Below are 18,863 nucleotides of genomic sequence, written 5' to 3'. Positions count from 1 at the left end.
AACCTAAAACCAGCGGCATGAAAACAGACGACAAACACACACACTGAACAAAGCATTGGCCATTAACGCAGAGAAGGAGGTTACATGATTACCGTTCACCATTTAGAGAATTCCCGCTCACAACGCATTCTATGGTTGCTTGAAGAGCTTGGACAAGATTACAACATCATCGAATACAAGCGCGACAGCCAGACCTCCGAAGCCCCTGCTGCGTTAAAAAAAGTCCACCCTCTCGGGAAATCTCCGGTGATCACCGATTCTAATGGCTTAAGTGATACAAATAATGACACTCATAATGACGGTAGTGGCGACCTCGTCACTGTGGCCGAATCCGGTGCCATTATCGACTACCTGATTGACCGCTACGACAGCGAACAACGCCTAAAGCCCACCCGCGGTCAAGCCTTATTGGACTACCGTTACTGGTTGCACTTCGCCGAAGGCTCCATGATGCCGCTATTAGTGATGAAACTGGTGTTGGCCAAGATCCCAGAAAGCCCCATGCCGTTCTTTGTTAAACCCATTGCCAAGGTCATCAGCTGCAAGGTACAGGAGAAATTTATCCAGCCACGTTTGCAACCGCAAATGCAACTGATCGAACAGACCCTAGGGCAACACACCTGGCTAACGGGAGAACAGCTCACCGCCGCCGACATCCAAATGAGCTTTCCCCTCATGGCGTCGGCTTTTGACTGGCCAGCGGCGCGTTATCCCAACATCACCCGCTACATCAAACAGATAGAAGCCTTACCGGCCTATAAAACCGCCGTCGAAAAAGGCGGTGCGCTCAGCACCCTATAGAGGCGCGTCTAAGACCGAAATCTCAGGTTGTCTTTTGTGAGTTGATCAATCGAGGTTTTGCCCATCAGTTTCATGTCGCGCTCAAGTTCGGCTTTCATCAAGCCCAGAGCGCGTTCCACCCCAGGTTGCCCAGCGGCCGCCAAGGGGTAAAGATACATACGACCAACGCCAACGGCTTTTGCACCAAGGGATAAGGCTTTTAAAACATGGGTACCGCGCTGTACGCCGCTGTCAAAAATCACATCGATTTCATCGCCCACTTCGTCGACGATTTCCGCAAGTTGATCAAACGAACTGCGGGAGCCGTCAAGTTGGCGTCCGCCGTGGTTGGAAATAATCACCCCAGTACAACCAATCTCCACCGCTTTACGGGCGTCTTCCCGACTCATAATGCCCTTTAAGCAAAACTCCCCATCCCAAAATTTCACCATCTCGGCCACATCGTCCCAATCCATCGAAGGATCGAGCATATTGGTAAAGTAATCGCCGATGGAGGTGGCACCTGATCCCATGTCCACGTGCTCTTCCAACTGGGGTAAACGAAATTTCTCGTGGGTAACGTAATTAATGCCCCACATGGGTTTCAACACAAACTGCAACATGCCACTCAAATTCAACTTAAAAGGAATCGAGAAGCCAGTGCGCAAATCCCGCTCGCGATTACCGCCGGTGATGGAATCCACCGTCAGCATCATCACCTGAATGCCCGAGTCTTTGGCTCTTTGCATCATGGCGCGGTTTAAGGCGCGGTCTTTATGGAAATAAAACTGATACACCTGAGGCGTATTGGTTTGCTGAGCGATCTCTTCCATGCTCACCGTGCCCAGAGACGATACCCCAAACATGGTGCCGTATTTTTCCGCCGCCTTGGCCACCGCGCGCTCGCCATCGTGATGGAACAAGCGTTGCAATGCCGTCGGCGAACAGTAGATTGGTAAGTCGAGTTTTTGCCCCATCACGGTGACGGACAAATCCACGTCTTTTACGCCGGTCAATACGCTGGGCACCAGATCACAGGTGTCAAACGCCGCGGTGTTGCGTCGGTAAGTGGTTTCATCGTCGGCGCCGCCATCGATGTAATTAAAAATCGGGCTGGGCAGGCGCTTTTTCGCCAAAGTGCGAAAGTCTTGAAAATTATGACAGTCTTTGAGTCGCATGGGTTGCTCCTTATATCGTATCGAGTCACTATAACGCCTGCGCTATTTACAATAAATACGACATAAACTAATAAACTCTTTCTTAAAACGACCTAATGTCGCAAGGATAATGCTATTGAACTCGGCTGATTTAACCTTATTTGTGGCGGTGGCCGACAGCGGCTCTTTTAATAAGGCAGCCTTAAATGTCGGTTTATCGACACCGGCGTTAAGCAAACGCATTAGCCGCTTGGAATTAGACCTCGGGGTTCAGTTGATCCATCGCACCACCCGTCGGCTCAGTTTGACCGAAGCAGGGGAGAGCCTTTACGTTCATGCTAAAAACATTGAAGGCCAAGTCAGCGACGCCATTGCCTCGGTGTCGGCGTTCAGTCAGGGGGTTACTGGCACCATTAAAATGTCGGTGCCGACCATTTCAGGGGAATTACTGCTGGCCGAAGCCGTGGCGGATTTTTGTCAGCAATACCCTAACATCACCGTCGACATGCGCATGGAAAACGACTTTGTTGATTTGGTGGCGGAAGGGCTAGACTTGGCGATTCGTACCGGCAAATTGGAAGATTCCAGCTTAATTGCCAAACCCTTAATCACCTCTAACTGGGTGGTGTGCTGCTCCCCAGATTACCTGGCCAAACACGGGACAGTACGCAGGCTAGAAGCGTTAAAACACCATAATTGCTTGGCGTATACCTACCAAGCCCAAGGGTCATTCGACTGGCGCTTTACTCACCAAGGCAAAGAATGCAGTGTACGCATCAACGGCAGTTTTGCCACCAATAATGCCCAAGCCTTGCGCAAAGCGGCATTAGCGGGTTTTGGCATCGTCTACGTGCCCCGTTGTTCCGTGTACGAAGACCTACAAAGCGGCAGACTGCAAGCCATCCTCACCGACTACCAACCCCGTCAACTCGGCGTCTACGCCGTCTATCCCTACACCAAGTACCTGCCTGAGAAACTGCGCTTATTAATCGAACACATTAAACAGGCTTACCTGGATAAGCACGTTTATTTTTGATACGCCGCAGCGTTTTCTAATTCGCTAAGCTGCGCCCGAGTCGGCAGGGCTTCACTGTCCCCGCGTACTTGAACAAGGCTAAGGCGCATTCTCGCTTGCTTTAGCGGCGAGTTAAGCCTTACGTAAAGCGAAGCTTTATTGCTTGCTGATGGCTTTACTTTGTTTGACAGATTTACTAGAGGGCGGTTTATTCTGGCTTTCAATATAGGCGGCCACTTGCTCCAAACTGCCGCCTCCACATGAAACTACGCAATAGCTTGGCGACCAGAATCGATCACCCCACAGTTTGGTGCGAACGCTTTCCCAATACTCTTTGCGTAGTACGTAGCTAGATTTGCCTTTCAACTTTCCGACCACATTTGATATCGCTACTTTAGGATGTGCCTGCACCATCAAATGCACATGATTGTCCTCAAAGCTGTACTCCATCAACTCGCATTGCATTTGATCGCAAGTCTCAGAAAACACCTCACGAAGACGTTCACCCATTTCTAAGGTAAAAACAGATCGTCTATATTTCGTAACAAACACTAGATGAACTTGGTTTTTATAAACACAACTTCTTCCTGTTCTCCATTCGTACATATTAACCTCATACTTGATTTAATAATCAAGATAGTTTAGTCTGTCCATACACACATTACAAGGCATCTTCCGCATGGCAATACGTGGATTTAGCATCAATATCTCTGACAAATTAAGTGGCCGTCAGGCTACTTGCTTTGCCCAGTGGATTGGTGCGTCCAATGTTATGCGCAATCAGAAGCTATCTGAGTATGTGAGCTTGCTTGCTGAGAGTAAGGGAGAACGCATCAATCAAGCCTACAGCCACATACGCACAAATCAGGATCTACCTTTCTTAAAGGAAATTCCTCCCCAAATTATGCGCAATGCAGCAAGCCTTGCGTTTTCTGACGTAGAAGCCTCTCGTGTAGGTTTGCGTAAGTTCCCCAAAAAGAAGGGGCGCGGCAAAAAGCGCAGCGCATTGATCACAAAAGAAATGTTCGTTCTTGAGCCGCTCAATGAAAACAAAACGCTCTTAACCTTCTTTGACAATGCGACTAAGAAACGGCAAAAGCTGTTTTCGATTCAACTAAGCTACGCACCAGATCAACTCTGTAAGCAATTTAGAGTCTCAAGATTGGGAGAAAAGTTTACTCTTTCTGGGTCATATAATGATGGTGTAGAACTGCCCACAAACGAAGTGCTGCTTGGTGGCTTTGCAGGCTGTAATGACGATGATTTACTTGCGCAGATCACAGGGATTGACCGTGGTGTCGTTCTTCCTGCCTGCACCAGTGAGGGCGCACGATATGCTTACAGCCCCACGCAGACCGCCAAACTAAAAGCGCTCAATAAGAGAAAAGCGCGCTATCAACGTATTTTATCGAACAAAAAACGCCTCAATAAAAACAAAAATAAGCACCGTTGCGAATCCAAGGGGCAACGGAAATTGGCCGTCAAGATTTCGAAATTAGACAGCAAAACGGCCAATATCCGCGAGAACTTTTGCCATACCATTTCTAAAGAAATCGTCATGCAGGCCAAGCCTATCATTAGCTTGGAAGATTTAAAGTTAGTCAACATGACGAGCAAGGCAAAGCCTAAGCGCAATGCAACAGGTCGCAAATACGTTAAGAATAATGGCAAAGCAAAAAGCGGCCTAAACCGTTCTTTGCTCAATGTGTCTCTTGGGAGGCTTGGCACGTACATCAAGTGCAAGGCTAGCGACCATGGAAAGGCGGTGGTCGAAGTAAACCCATCTTACACATCAAGAACCTGTCACGTATGCAAAACCAAAAACACCACCAGGCCAAATCAATCAACGCTGGTTTGCCTGAACGGATGTGGCACATTTCACGCTGACGAAAATGCAGCAAAAGTAATAGCACAACGCGCTGTGACTTACATCAAAGAGTCTACGTTTGCTGACAAAGCAAAAACTCGTAAGAAGACGGCAATTAGAAAGAAGAAGGCGGTATCCCCGCCACTGGTGAATGAGCTGTCATCAGTTAAAAAATCAGGAAAGTTAGAGGCTGTTTCTTCGGAAATGTCACCTTGTTTGTTCGCGCAAAAAAGCTGACGTCAGACCACCACTCGGTGGCAAGTCTTGCACCAACCTTTCTTACAACAAAGGACATTAGCTTAGGTTTTTGTCTTGGAAACTCGATAGCTTTAGCCACGAGAGGTTCATTGTTTGATGTTAACGATAGCCTTCCGCCTGAAGTGTAAATAAGTGCGCGTATTGCCCCTGTTGCGCCAATAAGGCGTCGTGGGTGCCGCGCTCTTTAATGTGACCCTGTTCCATCACGATGATTTCATGGGCGAGGCGCACAGTGGAAAAGCGGTGGGAAATCAAGATCGCCATCTTGTCTTTGGTGTGCGCTTGGAAGTGCTGAAAGATATTGGCTTCGGCTTGCGCGTCCATGGCGGCCGTGGGTTCGTCAAGTACCAAGATATCGGCGTCTTCACGCATAAAAGCCCGCGCCAAAGCGATTTTTTGCCACTGTCCCCCTGACAATTCTTGACCACCTTTAAACCAGCGCCCTAATTGGGTTTGATAGCCTTGACTTAAATGCTCGATAAAGTCGGTGGCCTTACCCAGTGCAGCGGCCTGTTGCCAACCAGCTTCGTCGTCAAAGCGAGCGTTGTCACCGGCTCCGATGTTTTCGCCTACGGTGAACTGGTAGCGCACAAAGTCCTGAAAAATAACCCCAACCCGTGTTAACAGCGCGGCTTCGTTCCACTCCCGTAAGTCCAGTCCATCCAGCAGGATGCGTCCTTCTGTGGGGTGATAGAGTCGTGTCAGCAGCTTGATCAAAGTGGTTTTGCCCGAGCCGTTTTCACCCACAATAGCCAAGCTGCGCCCTGGGCGGATATGGAGTGTAACCTCCGATAAGGCCGGCTTATCACTGCCCGGATACTGAAAACTCACCTGCTCAAAACGAATGCCATCATGGGGCACAGGGCCGACCAGCAGACCGGCTTTGGCTTGAGGCGTCTCTTGTTCTAGGTAATCGTAGAGGTTGGACAAATACAAATTGTCTTCATACATGCCGCTGATGGCGGTCAGTGAGGTGGAAACTGCGCCCTGTCCTTGTCGAAACAACAGCAGATACATGGTCATCTGGCCTAGGGTAATGACGCCAATAATGGTGTCACGGACGATCCACGCGTAGGCGCCGTAAAACACCAGGGTGCTGATCACGCCTAGGGCAAAGCCCCAGCTTTCACGCCGTAAAATCAAGCGTTTGCTTTCTTTAAACAGCGTGGCAAAGATCGTTGCATAGCGTGCTAAGAAGCGTTCACCCAGTTGGTAGAGACGCACTTCTTTGATGTTGTCTTCACGGGCTAACAGGGTTTCCAGATAGTTTTGCTGGCGTACCTCAGGGGAGCGCCAGCGAAACATCAAAAAAGCATCGCCAGAAAATTTGGCTTCCGCGATAAACGCCGGTAAGGCACCGCATACCAGTAGCACCAGAGCCCAAGGGGAAAAGTGCCACAATAAGACCGCAAAACTGGACAGAGAAAGAGCATTTTGCAACAAGGTAAAGGTTTTGTTTACCAAGGCAAGGGGGCGGCTGGAGGCTTCCCGACGGGCTTGCACCAGTTTGTCGTAAAATTCTGAATCTTCAAAATGCGATAAGGTTAACGTCTGGGCTTTTTCCAAGATCATCAGATTGACCTTTTGCCCGAGCAAGCCCTGTAAAATCGCTTTTTGTGCGGTTAATGCACGCTGTGCGGCCGCCACCGCCAGTACCAAGATACCTTCGAGCACCACGTAGTTGAGGGCGGTTTGGTAATGCAGTACTTGATCTTGCTGGTAACGCGCCATGGCCGCAACGACCGCGTCGACGATTAACTGTCCGATGTACGCCATGGCCGCTGGTAAAACCCCAGCAATCAGGGTGGCGAGGGCAAGACCGAGGGTCAAGGCTGGGGAGGTTTGCCACACAAGTTCAATGGCACGGCGACTGTAACGAAACACGCCAAGCATGTTTTTATCGAGGGTATTTTTCGGAGAGGCAAGGGGCTTCATAGGGTGGACAATCAGCAAGCAAGAAATAGACAGCTATTGTACCTAAAAATAAAAGGGCACACTCACATCCATGTCAGTGTTTTTACTCTTATGCGGCGTCGCTTTCTGCGTAGTCAAGGATGTCTTCATCAAAAGACGCGCGATTGCTGTCTTCGCTGTCTGTTTCGCTGTATAGGATGTCTTCGTCGGGTTCGATGACAAGGTCTTCAAGGGGCTTTTTTGGGGTCGAGTCGCTTAAGTCTAGTTGACTGTCAGTGTCTTTTTGACGGCTTTTTTTCGGCTTTGCCGGGCTTTTCTTTTTGTTGCCCAGCACATTCAGTAAGGCGTCTTTATTTTCTGCCAGGTACATCGACAAGGCTTCTTTTTGCGCATGGTCTCCTGCCAGATCGCTGCCATCAAGGAGTTCGTACAAAGCGTCGGCGGTGTCTAGAAGTTTATCGTAAGCATCGGCTTCGGTTTTGGACGTAAAGGTCATTTTTTCGGTTCCATCGCGTTCAACAACATATTGGGTAATTACAGGCATGGTCCACCTCATCAAAAATAATACTGTATAAATGTACAGTATTATTTTGTGTCTTGTCTAGCGCTTTTATTTGTTGATTTTGTCAATGATTGTTAAAGTGACCGCCTTAAAAAAGGAAACCCCTTCATATGCCTGTTGATTTTTCCCAATTGGACTTCTCCATTCTGATGGATCACCTTGAGGTCGTGTTTACGATTACTTGGATTGTCTTGTCGTATCTGATTCGACGTTATACCAAGCGCATGATTCGCATCAATCAAAAGCTCGAAAACGACCAAAGACGGCAACGTATCAATACCGTAGACAACATTTTTAATTTGCTGCTGGTGGTGGGGCTGGTCTTAATTTGGTCATCGGAATTGCAAAACATCGCGATTTCCATTGCGGCCTTTATGGTGGCTTTGGTGATTGCCACCAAAGAATTTATTGCGTGTATTATCGGGGCGTTTTACCGCGCCAGCACGCGGCCCTATCAGGTCGGTGATTGGATTCGTATTGCCAATTACGAGGGGGAGGTGACCGACAGTGATTGGTTATCCACCACCTTGTTCGAAGTGGATTTAAAAGGCGGCACCTATACCTATACAGGGCGTACTACGGTGGTGCCAAACAGTGTGCTCTTGTTGCATACGGTACAAAATTTGAACTACATGCGCCGTTATGTGACCCACACCTTTTCAATTGCTCGACAGACGGACGAAGTGAATTTGTTTATTATTAAAGAACAGATTTTGGAAAAAATTCGCGAATACTCGGAGCATTTCCACGAAGTGGCGATTCGTTACAACAGCCTGATTGAAAAGCGCTTAGACATTCGGATTTCTGGTCCTGAGCCACGGGTACGGATTACTACCACACCAGAAGGCTTTAATGTGTTCACCATTTCGCTGTTTTGTCCAACCGAAGAAGCGGTAGGGATTGAACAAAAAGTCAGCGAAGATTTCATGGCGTTTTGGTATGAAAAACGTGATGCGCTGTTGTTGGAAAAGAGAGCGTTGGAAAAGAGAGCGCTGGAAAAAGAGAATTAGAAGATAGAGAACTGGAAAAAAGCTAAAAAAAGCACCTGAGAGAAGCACTTAAAAAAACACCGAAACACCCTTATTAGATTAAACAGAAAAGGCGAAACCATGCACACAACACGTTATCTCACTTTATTGGCGTTACTGGTGTCGTCGTTGCTGACGGCGGGCTGCAATAGTTTTCGAGTCAGTGAAGAAGAGGTAAATCAAGAAGTTGCCAAGCAAATAGCACAGCAGGGCAAGCAAAGCATTCAATTGGAAATGGACAGCCAGGCATTGAACCTGGATCTTGTGGTCACCCAGGCCAAGATTGATTTTACTGAGCGGGACGGGGGATTGGTGATGGTCGATTTGCAAAGCGATTTAACCGGTACTCTTAAGGCGTTTGGTCAGGATATTTCTTTGACCACCAAGGTGAACCCATCGTTTGAGTCTGGGATACGCCTCGAAGAGGATCGCCTGTATTTAGTGGCGCCCAAGATCCTTAAAATCGACGTAGAAGGGGCGAGTTTCAGCGATAAAATGCTGCGTTCTACCCTAGGCGAGTTGCATGGGGAGTTCGAGAAAGCCTTGGTGGCGTATTTTGATGAACACCCTGTGTATGTGTTGAATCATTCGACCTTCGAAAAAACCACCGCCGCTATGGTAAAAGACATCATTATTCACGAAGATGGCTTAGAGTTAGCGGTTTTTTAACATTTTTATATTAAGGAAAAACGATGTCGATTGCAGACAATCAAGTGGTTCAATTTCATTACACTTTACGCGATGGTGAGACGTTATTAGAGACCTCAGCAGGCAAAGACCCAGCGGCGTATTTGCATGGTCACGGCAATGTGATTCCAGGGCTAGAAAAGGCAATGGAAGGCAAAGAAGTGGGAGATGAGTTTGAGGTGACGGTCGCCTGTGCCGATGCCTATGGCGAACGTCATGAAGACCGCACTCAGCAAGTGCCGGTGAAGCATTTGCAGGGAGCCAAACGCTGGAAAGCGGGGATGATTGCCATGGTCAAAACCGACCAAGGTATGCGTCAAGTTACGGTGATTAAAGTGGGCCTTAAGCACGCGATGGTGGATTTGAATCATCCTTTGTCGGGTAAAGACTTGACCTTTAACATTCAAATCGTGGATGCGCGCGATGCGACCAACGATGAAATTGCCCATGGCCATGCCCATGGTGTCGGCGGCCATCACCACTAGGGTGGTTTGTTAAGACTGTTTGTTGGGGAAGTTTGTTAGAGCCGTTTCTCAGATCAATTAGACTTAGCTGTATTCGTCTGTATAAAGCCTTTGTTGCCTTGTGTGACAGGGGCTTTTTTGTTTTTCCATTGTTGACCTTTATCAAAGAAAAAGCACAAACCCTAAAAATTAATAAGAATTGTTATCATCTATTTGACAGGACTTTATCCTATGGGCATTATTGATAATAGTTATCATTTATAGGGCGGTGTTAACCGATATTAGATTGGTGTGATGTCGGTTAACACGCCGCAAATACAGGCATTTAGGTTTAAGAGGGTGAGGCAATGAGTCATTATTTAGTACCATTTTCAGTACTCGAACAGGTTATTCAAGGCGGTCAGTGTGCGGATTCTCCAGAAGTGCTCTACCATTATTTAAATCTTACGGAAGAGTACGCAGAGCGTTTGAGCATTAACGATGCGATCTTGTTGCACCAACGGGTATTCAATGTGTTGCTGGATACGGTTTGTGATACCTCCTTGGCGCCCCATTGGCGTCAAACCTGCTTGGACAAGGTGTATTTGCCGCTATTACGCCTTAAACAGTTGATAGTGACTTATCAAGATGCACGAGAATATTTTAAGATGGAGCATAATTTACGAATTTTGAGCCATTACTTTGTTTCTTCTTTTGAACATAAGGACGATAAAAATTCATGAAAACACGTATTGAAAAAGACAGCATGGGCGAACTGGCAGTGCCAGAAAAGGCTTTGTACGGTGCGCAGACACAACGTGCCATTAATAATTTCCCCATCAGCGACGAGCCTATGCCAGAGGCGTTTATTCGTTCTCTTATCTTGATTAAATCCGCGGCCGCTCGTGCCAATCAAACCTTAGAGTGCCTAACACCTAAGCAGTCTCAAGCCATTCAACAAGCGTGCGATGAATTATTAAACACCGATAATCTGATGCAACATTTCCCTGTGGATGTGTTTCAAACAGGGTCGGGCACCAGCACCAATATGAACGCCAACGAAGTGATCGCCACCATGGCAAGCCAGTATCACGGTGAGGCCATTAACCCGAATGATCATGTGAACTACGGTCAAAGCAGTAACGACGTGATCCCCAGTGCGATTCATGTGAGTGCGACCTTGGAGCTAACCGGTCATCTGCTGCCGGCCTTGACGCACCTACGTGATCAAATTCTTGCCAAAGGCGAAACCCTAGCCGGCTTTACCAAAACCGGTCGTACCCATCTAATGGATGCCATGCCGGTGCGTCTAGATCAAACCTTCGATGCGTGGGCGGCGCAGTTACAAGACAACATTGATAACCTACAGTATTTGCAGAGTAAAACCACTCAGCTGGCTCAAGGAGGCACGGCCGTAGGAACAGGGATTAATGCACACCCTGAGTTTGCAGACACCTTTGCCAAAGAACTGTCGGATTTGACTCAAGTGACCTTTAGTAAAGGGAGCAACTTTTTTGCTTTAATCGGCTCTCAAGACACCGCGGTGGCTTTATCCGGTCAATTAAAAGCCGTGGCAGTGACCTATATGAAAATCGCCAATGACCTGCGCTGGATGAATTCGGGTCCTTTGTCGGGGCTAGGAGAGATCAGTCTACAAGCTCTGCAGCCGGGTTCTTCTATTATGCCGGGTAAGGTAAACCCTGTGATTCCAGAGGCGACGGCCATGGTGGCGGCACAGGTGATCGGTAATGACGCAGCGATTACCATTGGTGGGCAATCGGGTAACTTTGAGTTAAACGTGATGTTGCCGATGATTGCGAAAAACCTGCTGAACAGCATTAAACTGCTGGCAAATAGCGGAGAGCGATTAGCAGACAGTGCCATTGCGACCCTGACGGTTAATGAAGACAAGCTTAATGAAGCCTTACACCGTAATCCCATTTTGGTCACGGCATTAAATCCTATTATTGGCTACGCCAAGGCGGCAGACATTGCGAAAACCGCCTACAAAGAAGGTCGTCCTGTTGTGGATGTCGCAGAAGAGCACACCGACCTGAGCCGAGAAGAACTTCTGGCGCTACTTGATCCGGCCAAATTAACTCATGGGGGGTAAGCCCTTGTCGAGTAACCTGTCGTCAGGAAACTCTGTCTGTTTGCGCGTTGCTTCTTTGTCCGATGCAACGCGTTTGTTGGCATGGCGTAACGATCCTGCCACTCGTGCGGCGTCGCATCACAGTGGTGAGATCGCCTTCTTGGATCATCTGGATTGGTTACAATCGTCTCTTGCTCAGCCCGGGCGTCGTCGTATTTGGATAGCAGAAAAAGCGGGGGTCCCAGTGGGGACCTGTCGTGCTGATCTCAGAATGGACGCTCAAGAGACGACCTGGGAATTGTCTTGGACGGTGGCCCCGGAAGCCCGAGGACAAGGCGTTGCCCATAAGATGCTGACAGAACTTTTGACGACGTTTGATGCCCACTTTATTGCTCAAGTAAAAAAAGACAATCTGGCGTCCATTAAAGTCGCACAAGGTCTCGGATTTGTCTTAGAGCGAGAAGACAATGGCGTACTTTTATTTGCTAAAAACATCGGGCTGTTTAAAGTGCTCGATTAGGTAATGACAGATACTCTGTAATTTTGGTGAAGGCTGACGAACCTTGGGGTAAACCAGCCAAACGCCACTGTAAGGGTACTGGTATTGGGGCAAGAGTGCGATCAGGTTGCCATTGGCCAAATCTTCTTGCACATAATAATCCGGTAATTGAGCAATGCCCATGCCTTTGCGTACGGCATCAAGTAAGGCGGTTCCTGAGTTGCTGCGCCACTGACTGCTGATTTTCACTTCTTTACGTTGACCATTGTGTTGAAATAACCAATGACTTTTCGAGCCAATCAAACAGCGATGCTTGCCCAGTTCCCCTAAAGTGTGGGGCATACCATGTTGATCAATATACTCCCGAGAAGCACACAAATGTTCGACGCGATCGCATAGGCGTCGTGACAAATGGCTGGAATCCTTCATCGCGCCCATGCGAATGGCTAAGTCGTAACCCTCTTCGATAATGTCTACCGCTCGGTTGGTAAGATGAAAGTCCAGTTCTATCTTGGGGTGTGTCAATAAAAAATCATTCATTAACGGCGCGATATAGCGTTCACCAAACGTGGTGGCGCAGGTCATTTTAAAGGGACCAATCGGTGCTTGGTTCAATCCTGAAATCACTTCCTCGGCACTGCTGAGTGCTTCGGGCAAACCACGACAATGTTGATAATACAACTCACCCGCTTCGCTTAGGCGAATTCTTCGTGTGGTACGAAACAGTAGTGTGCTGCCTAGGTCGGCTTCCAGTTGCGTGATGCGTCGACTGATATGAGAGGTGGAAACCCCGAGTTTAGCAGCGGCAGCGGAAAAGCTGCCTTGGCGTACGACTTCCACAAAGGCTTCCATGGCTTCCCAGTTTTTCATTGCAACTCCTTTTCTTCTTAGCTCGATAAGTAGAGAGAGTGATTCAGAATAGAAGTGTTATATTATAACGTTTTGGCGCGTTTTCAAAATGATTGTTGCATTATGGCAATAATCCTTTGCTAAAACAGATATTATCCTCTGAATGATTTGTCGCTAGACTGTGTGAATTGGAAATAGAAAGACACGATTAAACACACTTTGGAGAAAACCATGAAATGTAAAGCTGCTGTTGCTTGGGGTCCAGGCCAACCTCTTAAAATTGAAGAAGTCGATGTACAAGATCCGCAAGCGGGTGAGGTCTTAGTTCGTATGGTGGCAACGGGTGTTTGTCACACAGATGCGTTTACCTTGTCTGGCGAAGATCCAGAAGGCGTTTTTCCTGCCATTTTGGGCCATGAAGGCGCAGGCGTTGTTGAAGCCGTCGGCGAAGGCGTGACCTCTTTGAGTGTGGGTGACCATGTTATTCCACTTTACACTGCAGAATGTGGTGAGTGTAAATTCTGTAAGTCAGGCAAAACCAACTTGTGTAGCGCGGTACGTGAAACGCAAGGGAAAGGCTTGATGCCAGATGGAACGAGCCGTTTTAGCATCAACGGCGAGCCGATTTTCCATTACATGGGGACGTCTACTTTTTCTGAGTACAGCGTGGTGCCAGAAATCGCACTAGCGAAAATTCACGTGGATGCACCGTTAGAGAAAGTGTGTCTGTTAGGCTGTGGTATCACCACGGGTATCGGTGCGGTCTTAAACACGGCGAAGGTCGAAGAGGGTGATACGGTCGCTATCTTTGGTCTTGGCGGTATCGGTCTGTCTTGTATCCAAGGTGCGCGTATGGCCGGTGCGTCTCGCATTATTGCTATCGATGTCAATGAATCTAAGTTTGAAATGGCGAAGCAGTTTGGTGCAACCGATTGTGTGAACCCGAAAAACTTTGATGCGCCTATTCAGCAGGTAATTGTTGATATGACCGATGGCGGTGTGGATTACTCTTTTGAGTGTATCGGTAATGTACAGGTGATGCGTTCGGCTCTTGAGTGTTGTCATAAAGGCTGGGGCGAGTCTATTGTTATTGGTGTGGCGGGCGCAGGCCAAGAGATTTCGACGCGTCCATTCCAGTTGGTGACAGGGCGAGTTTGGAAAGGTTCGGCGTTCGGTGGTGTAAAAGGCCGTAGCCAATTACCAGGTTATGTGGAAGATTACATGAATGGCAAAATTGAGATCGACCCATTTGTGACACACACCATGGGCTTGGAAGACATCAATAAAGCGTTTGATTTGATGCACGAAGGTAAGAGTATTCGTACGGTCATCTTGTTTGATCAATAAGCTGTTATAACCGATGTTAAAAGCCCGCTCAGCGGGCTTTTTTGTCATTGATAGGAGATGAATATGGAGTTGTTATCCAGCACAAAGAGTTTTGGTGGTTGGTTGAAGCGCTATAAGCATGAAAGTGTGGCGGTGAAAGGTGAGATGACGTTTGCGATTTATTTGCCGCCTCAAGCAGAAACGCAGAGTGTGCCTGTGTTGTATTGGTTATCTGGGTTGACCTGTACCGACGAAAATTTCACGCAAAAAGCGGGGGCGTTTCGCAAAGCCGCGGAGTTGGGTCTGGCGATTGTTTGCCCAGATACCAGTCCACGAGGCACTGAGTATCCGGGTGAGCATGAGAGTTATGATTTTGGCTCTGGGGCGGGGTTTTATGTAAACGCCACCGTGGCGCCTTATTCGAATACGTATCATATGTACGATTATGTGGTGCAAGAGTTGCCAAACTTTGTTGAGTCGAATTTTCCTGTGACGGATAAGCGTTCGATTTCAGGTCATTCTATGGGTGGCCATGGGGCATTGATTTGTGCGTTGAAGAATCCTGGCGTGTATCAGTCTGTATCGGCGTTTTCGCCAATTGTGAATCCGACTCAGTGTCCTTGGGGTGAGAAGGCGTTTACGGGGTATTTGGGTGAAGACCGTGCTGTTTGGAAAGAATGGGACGCGACGTGTTTGGTGGAAAGTAATGCAGATAAAGGCAGCGAGCGTTTGCCTTTGTTGATTGATCAAGGGGAAGCAGACAACTTTTTGGTTGAGCAGCTTAAGCCTGAAGCTCTGGAAGCTGTGTGTGAGAAAGTTGGGCATCCGCTTACTTTGCGTCGTCAGCCTGGGTACGATCACAGCTATTTCTTTATCGCCAGCTTTATCGATGAGCATTTGGCGTTTCATGCAAAAGCCTTGAGTTAATCTGCTAATCGAACCAAGCGACGTTTCTCCTCGAAACTACCGCCTACCTCGTCGAAACGTCGCTTGGTTCTCTTTGAGTCTATTTCACATCCTAGCAATTGCCGTTTATCTTGTTGAGGCGTCGCTTGGTTCTCTTTGAGTCTATTTCCCATCCTAGCAATTGCCGTTTATCTTGTTGAGACGTTGTTTGGTTTCTCTTGAATATGCGTTAGGTTTATTTTGCCATTTGAGTATGACGTTCGTATTGACGTACGTTACTTGAGGCGTACAATTTAATGGTGATTGAGATGGTATTGAGGTGTGTAATGGCTGGTATGACAGCAACGGAAGCGCGTGGCAATTTGTATCGGTTGATTGATGAAACAGCGGAGTCTCATCAGCCTATTGTTATTACTGGTAAGCGCAATAATGCGGTGTTAATTTCAGAAGAAGATTGGTCTTCGATCCAAGAGACATTGTTTTTGCTGTCTGTACCGAAGATGGGTGATTCTATTCGTAAGGGCATGGAGACGCCTTTAAGTGAATGTGACGAGGAATTAGATTGGTGACATGGAAGTTGGTGTACACAAAGCAAGCTCAAAAAGACGCAAGGAAATTAGCCTCTGGAGGGTTGAAAGACAAAGCAAAAGCGCTCCTTACTTTGGTTTCTGAAGACCCTTATCAGAAACCACCCCCATTAGAAAAGTTGGTCGGTGATCTTGCAGGTGCTTATTCTAGAAGGATTAATTATCAGCATCGTCTTGTGTATCAAGTGTTTGATACTGAAAATGTTGTTAAAGTACTCCGGCTCTGGAGTCATTATGAGTAAGCGGACGGTAGAGGATTGATCTGATACCTAATTGCTATAAAAAAACAGTATTTTTAAAGACGGATACCTCCATGTTAAGCAATGCAATAGACGATCAATTTGGCCCGATTGATGCGGTGATTACCTGGGTGGACGGTAGTGATGAGCAGCATCGGTTGAAGCGTCAGTACTATATGGCGCTGGAAGCGGAGCCTCTGCATGAAAATGCATCGAATCCTCACCGTTGGGTGTGCAGTGATGAGGTTTTATATTGCCTTCAGTCGATTGAGAATCATGCGCCCTGGGTTGGGACGATTTGGATCGTGGTGGATGAGGTTGGGCCGGATTTGTCGTGTTTGTCCGAGGCGCTTCGCGCTAAGGTGCGGCTTGTTTATCATGTGGATCTTTTCGCTGGTTTTACTGAGGTGTTGCCTACGTTTAATTCCTTAACCATAGAGAGTATGTTGTGGCGAATTGAGGGGTTGAGCGAGCGTTTTTTGTATTTTAATGACGATGTGTTTCTGGCGGCGCCTTTGCATCCGAGTGATGTGTTTGAGGGGCTGACGCCGGTGTTGCGAGGTCGATGGGCGGATTTTAGTCAGGTGCTTGAGGACAGTGAAGCCCGTGTTGACCCTGCTCGATTTCATCATTTTATGCAAATCCAAGCGGCGGCGATTCTGGGGTATCCGGCGAATGCTTTGTTTTCTGCAGCTCATGTTGTGCACCCTTTTCGACGTTCAAAAATGGCGGAATTGTTTGCCCGTTATCCCGATGTGTTTCTCAATAACATACAATATCGCTTTCGTAACCTAGCGCAATTTTTGCCTCAAGGCTTGCATAATCACGCCTGCCTTCAAGATCAAGAAGCGGTGATTCTTACTAAGAAAGACCATTTGCATATTGTCAGTGGGCAAGGCAAGGGGTTGCCTGTGGCTGAGACCTTGGCTTTGTTGGATCGAGCTGCTGACCCCGATATCAAGTTTTTGTGTGTGAATGATCTTCCACAACTGGTTGAACTTATTCCGGATGCTGAAGAGCGCATTGCTCAGGTAGTGGGTGGTTTTCCTCAATGTTATCAAACGGATGAAGAAAGCCATTTGCTTGTTTGATGTCATATCATGCGTTTTGGCTGGTTTTTTATTGTTTCTGCTTTGTGTTTCTTCTCGATAGACTTTGATAGAATCTTTGCTCTTTTTTGCACACTAAGGCCTCAGTTGAACATTATCCCTGTTATTTTATCCGGTGGTGTTGGCACTCGTCTGTGGCCCTTGTCGAGGGCCCTGTGTGCCAAGCAGTGTTTGCCACTCGTGGATAAAACGCTGAGCCTGTTGCAACAAACGGTACTGAGGGTCACTGAATTAAAGGTGCCGATGCGGCATCTTGGTGAGCCGATCGTTGTTTGTAATGAAGACCACCGTTTCTTGATTGCCCAGCAGCTACAAGAAATTGGTGTCACCCAAGCCAGCATCGTATTGGAACCAAAGGGTCGTAACACCGCGCCAGCCATTGCACTAGCCGCGCTAGAAGCTCAGCATATCAGCTCTTCAGGCGCAGGTACGGTAGAAGACAGCCTGTTATTGGTTTTGCCGGCTGATCATGTAATACGTGATGTGACCGCCTTTGAAGCAGCGATTCAACAAGCGGCGACACTGGCGAAAGACAACGCTTTAGTGACGTTCGGCGTGCAACCGACTCGTCCTGAAACGGGCTATGGTTACATTCGTGCTGGCGATGACTTTGCTGTGGCAGAATTTGTCGAGAAACCCGATGCGAAGACCGCTCAGTCTTACCTAGACTCGGGTGATTACCTGTGGAACAGCGGTATGTTCTTATTTAAAGCCGCGGCCTTTTTAGAAGAACTCACCACACACCGAGCCAACATTGCCAATGCCGTGACAGCGGCGTACCAAGCCCGTAGTGAAGACATGGATTTCGTGCGCATTGACGCCGATGCTTTTGCCGCTTGCCCAGCCGAGTCCATCGACTACGCGGTGATGGAACCGACGAACAATGCCAAGGTCGTACCTTACGCTGGGGATTGGAGCGATATCGGCGCTTGGGATGCGTTGTACGACTATGCCGACAAAGACGCTGAGCAAAACGTGTTGCTCGGTGATGTGATGGCAGAAGGCAGTTCTAACTGCTTGGTGCGCTCAGAATCGCGTCTCGTTGCCGCTGTGGGCGTCAACAATTTGGTGATTGTTGAAACCGCCGATGCGGTCTTGGTGATGCACAAAGACAACGCCCAAGACGTGAAGAAAATCGTTGAGCGTATCCAAGTCGAGGGCCGTGAAGAACACCTACGCCACACCACAGTACATCGTCCTTGGGGGCGTTATCAGGTGCTTGACTCAGGTGAACGCTTTTTGGTGAAACGGATTGTCGTTAAGCCAGGTCAAAAGCTTAGTTTACAAATGCATTACCATAGAGCAGAGCACTGGGTTGTTGTGTCTGGCACAGCAAAAGTTCAAAATGGCGATCAAGAAATGATACTGATAGAAAACCAATCGACCTACATACCCGTGGGTGTGATTCATGCCTTAGAAAACCCCGGCAAAATGCCTCTGGAACTGGTGGAAGTGCAATCGGGTAGCTACTTAAGTGAAAACGACATAGTGCGTTTTGGTGATGAGTACGGGCGGTAGAAGTGACCGATCGTGTGAGTCTTTTTG

General features: G+C 47.9%; 20 protein-coding genes. 15 read left to right on the top strand and 5 right to left on the bottom strand.

What is annotated here, in order from left to right:
- Positions 1–84: 84 nt before the first annotated feature.
- Complete coding sequence (locus tag LG368_RS06240) at positions 85–801, top strand: glutathione S-transferase (protein ID WP_226753873.1); 717 nt, start codon at positions 85–87, stop codon at positions 799–801.
- Positions 802–809: 8 nt separating this feature from the next.
- Here LG368_RS06240 and LG368_RS06235 read toward each other — a convergent pair whose 3' ends face one another.
- Positions 810–1,958, bottom strand: coding sequence for an alpha-hydroxy acid oxidase (locus LG368_RS06235; protein WP_226753872.1), 1,149 nt, complete (start codon positions 1,956–1,958; stop codon positions 810–812).
- A 115-nt stretch (positions 1,959–2,073) separates the two neighbouring features.
- Between LG368_RS06235 and LG368_RS06230 the strand changes: the two genes are divergently transcribed.
- Positions 2,074–2,973, top strand: coding sequence for a LysR family transcriptional regulator (locus LG368_RS06230; protein WP_226753871.1), 900 nt, complete (start codon positions 2,074–2,076; stop codon positions 2,971–2,973).
- 135 nt (positions 2,974–3,108) lie between these two features.
- Here LG368_RS06230 and tnpA read toward each other — a convergent pair whose 3' ends face one another.
- Positions 3,109–3,558: an IS200/IS605 family transposase gene (gene tnpA / locus LG368_RS06225; RefSeq protein WP_226753813.1), complete on the bottom strand. Its 450-nt coding sequence runs from the start codon at positions 3,556–3,558 to the stop codon at positions 3,109–3,111.
- A 73-nt stretch (positions 3,559–3,631) separates the two neighbouring features.
- Between tnpA and LG368_RS06220 the strand changes: the two genes are divergently transcribed.
- The gene (locus LG368_RS06220) at positions 3,632–5,056 is read left to right on the top strand and encodes an RNA-guided endonuclease InsQ/TnpB family protein (protein ID WP_226753812.1); all 1,425 of its coding nucleotides are present in this window, start codon (positions 3,632–3,634) and stop codon (positions 5,054–5,056) included.
- A gap of 120 nt (positions 5,057–5,176) precedes the next feature.
- Here the strand turns inward: LG368_RS06220 and LG368_RS06215 are convergent, their stop codons facing one another.
- Together LG368_RS06215 and LG368_RS06210 are read right to left on the bottom strand one after the other, a co-directional pair.
- Positions 5,177–7,012 (bottom strand): ABC transporter ATP-binding protein, encoded by a 1,836-nt coding sequence (locus LG368_RS06215; protein ID WP_226753870.1) that lies wholly within the window; start codon positions 7,010–7,012, stop codon positions 5,177–5,179.
- Positions 7,013–7,100: 88 nt separating this feature from the next.
- Positions 7,101–7,535, bottom strand: coding sequence for a YebG family protein (locus LG368_RS06210; protein ID WP_226753869.1), 435 nt, complete (start codon positions 7,533–7,535; stop codon positions 7,101–7,103).
- Positions 7,536–7,663: 128 nt separating this feature from the next.
- Between LG368_RS06210 and LG368_RS06205 the strand changes: the two genes are divergently transcribed.
- The 6 genes from LG368_RS06205 (at position 7,664) to LG368_RS06180 (ending at position 12,323) form a co-directional block, all read left to right on the top strand.
- Positions 7,664–8,563 (top strand): mechanosensitive ion channel family protein, encoded by a 900-nt coding sequence (locus LG368_RS06205; protein WP_226753868.1) that lies wholly within the window; start codon positions 7,664–7,666, stop codon positions 8,561–8,563.
- 99 nt (positions 8,564–8,662) lie between these two features.
- Complete coding sequence (locus LG368_RS06200; RefSeq protein ID WP_226753867.1) at positions 8,663–9,250, top strand: DUF1439 domain-containing protein; 588 nt, start codon at positions 8,663–8,665, stop codon at positions 9,248–9,250.
- 23 nt (positions 9,251–9,273) lie between these two features.
- Positions 9,274–9,753: an FKBP-type peptidyl-prolyl cis-trans isomerase gene (locus LG368_RS06195; protein WP_226753866.1), complete on the top strand. Its 480-nt coding sequence runs from the start codon at positions 9,274–9,276 to the stop codon at positions 9,751–9,753.
- Between the two features lie 326 nt (positions 9,754–10,079).
- Positions 10,080–10,454 (top strand): hypothetical protein, encoded by a 375-nt coding sequence (locus tag LG368_RS06190; RefSeq protein WP_226753865.1) that lies wholly within the window; start codon positions 10,080–10,082, stop codon positions 10,452–10,454.
- On the top strand, positions 10,451–11,824 hold the full coding sequence (locus LG368_RS06185) for a class II fumarate hydratase (RefSeq protein WP_226753864.1): 1,374 nt from the start codon (positions 10,451–10,453) through the stop codon (positions 11,822–11,824). Before LG368_RS06190 ends, LG368_RS06185 begins: the two co-directional genes overlap by 4 nt.
- Positions 11,825–11,828: 4 nt before the next feature.
- The gene (locus LG368_RS06180) at positions 11,829–12,323 is read left to right on the top strand and encodes a GNAT family N-acetyltransferase (RefSeq protein WP_226753863.1); all 495 of its coding nucleotides are present in this window, start codon (positions 11,829–11,831) and stop codon (positions 12,321–12,323) included.
- On the opposite strand, the gene LG368_RS06175 is transcribed toward LG368_RS06180, so the two are convergent.
- The gene (locus tag LG368_RS06175) at positions 12,282–13,172 is read right to left on the bottom strand and encodes a LysR family transcriptional regulator (protein WP_226753862.1); all 891 of its coding nucleotides are present in this window, start codon (positions 13,170–13,172) and stop codon (positions 12,282–12,284) included. The two genes, LG368_RS06180 and LG368_RS06175, sit on opposite strands and share 42 nt — an antisense overlap.
- Positions 13,173–13,382: 210 nt before the next feature.
- On the opposite strand from LG368_RS06175, the gene LG368_RS06170 reads away from it, so the two are divergent.
- From LG368_RS06170 to LG368_RS06145, 6 genes are all read left to right on the top strand, one after another.
- Positions 13,383–14,498, top strand: a complete 1,116-nt coding sequence (locus LG368_RS06170) for an S-(hydroxymethyl)glutathione dehydrogenase/class III alcohol dehydrogenase (protein ID WP_226753861.1) — start codon at positions 13,383–13,385, stop codon at positions 14,496–14,498.
- A gap of 63 nt (positions 14,499–14,561) precedes the next feature.
- Positions 14,562–15,404: an S-formylglutathione hydrolase gene (fghA, locus tag LG368_RS06165; protein WP_226753860.1), complete on the top strand. Its 843-nt coding sequence runs from the start codon at positions 14,562–14,564 to the stop codon at positions 15,402–15,404.
- A 305-nt stretch (positions 15,405–15,709) separates the two neighbouring features.
- Positions 15,710–15,952 carry a type II toxin-antitoxin system Phd/YefM family antitoxin gene (locus LG368_RS06160; protein ID WP_226753859.1) on the top strand — a complete coding sequence of 81 codons (243 nt, stop codon included), beginning with the start codon at positions 15,710–15,712 and terminating at the stop codon, positions 15,950–15,952.
- On the top strand, positions 15,949–16,212 hold the full coding sequence (locus LG368_RS06155) for a Txe/YoeB family addiction module toxin (protein WP_226753858.1): 264 nt from the start codon (positions 15,949–15,951) through the stop codon (positions 16,210–16,212). The genes LG368_RS06160 and LG368_RS06155 overlap by 4 nt, the downstream gene beginning before the upstream one ends.
- 71 nt (positions 16,213–16,283) lie before the next feature.
- On the top strand, positions 16,284–17,300 hold the full coding sequence (locus tag LG368_RS06150) for a Stealth CR1 domain-containing protein (RefSeq protein ID WP_226753857.1): 1,017 nt from the start codon (positions 16,284–16,286) through the stop codon (positions 17,298–17,300).
- A gap of 105 nt (positions 17,301–17,405) precedes the next feature.
- On the top strand, positions 17,406–18,836 hold the full coding sequence (locus tag LG368_RS06145) for a mannose-1-phosphate guanylyltransferase/mannose-6-phosphate isomerase (protein WP_226753856.1): 1,431 nt from the start codon (positions 17,406–17,408) through the stop codon (positions 18,834–18,836).
- Positions 18,837–18,863: the final 27 nt, after the last annotated feature.

This window comes from Marinomonas algarum (genome assembly GCF_020532605.1).
Classification (GTDB): Bacteria; Pseudomonadota; Gammaproteobacteria; order Pseudomonadales; family Marinomonadaceae; genus Marinomonas; species Marinomonas algarum.
This window is presented reverse-complemented; position numbering and strand designations above follow the sequence as displayed.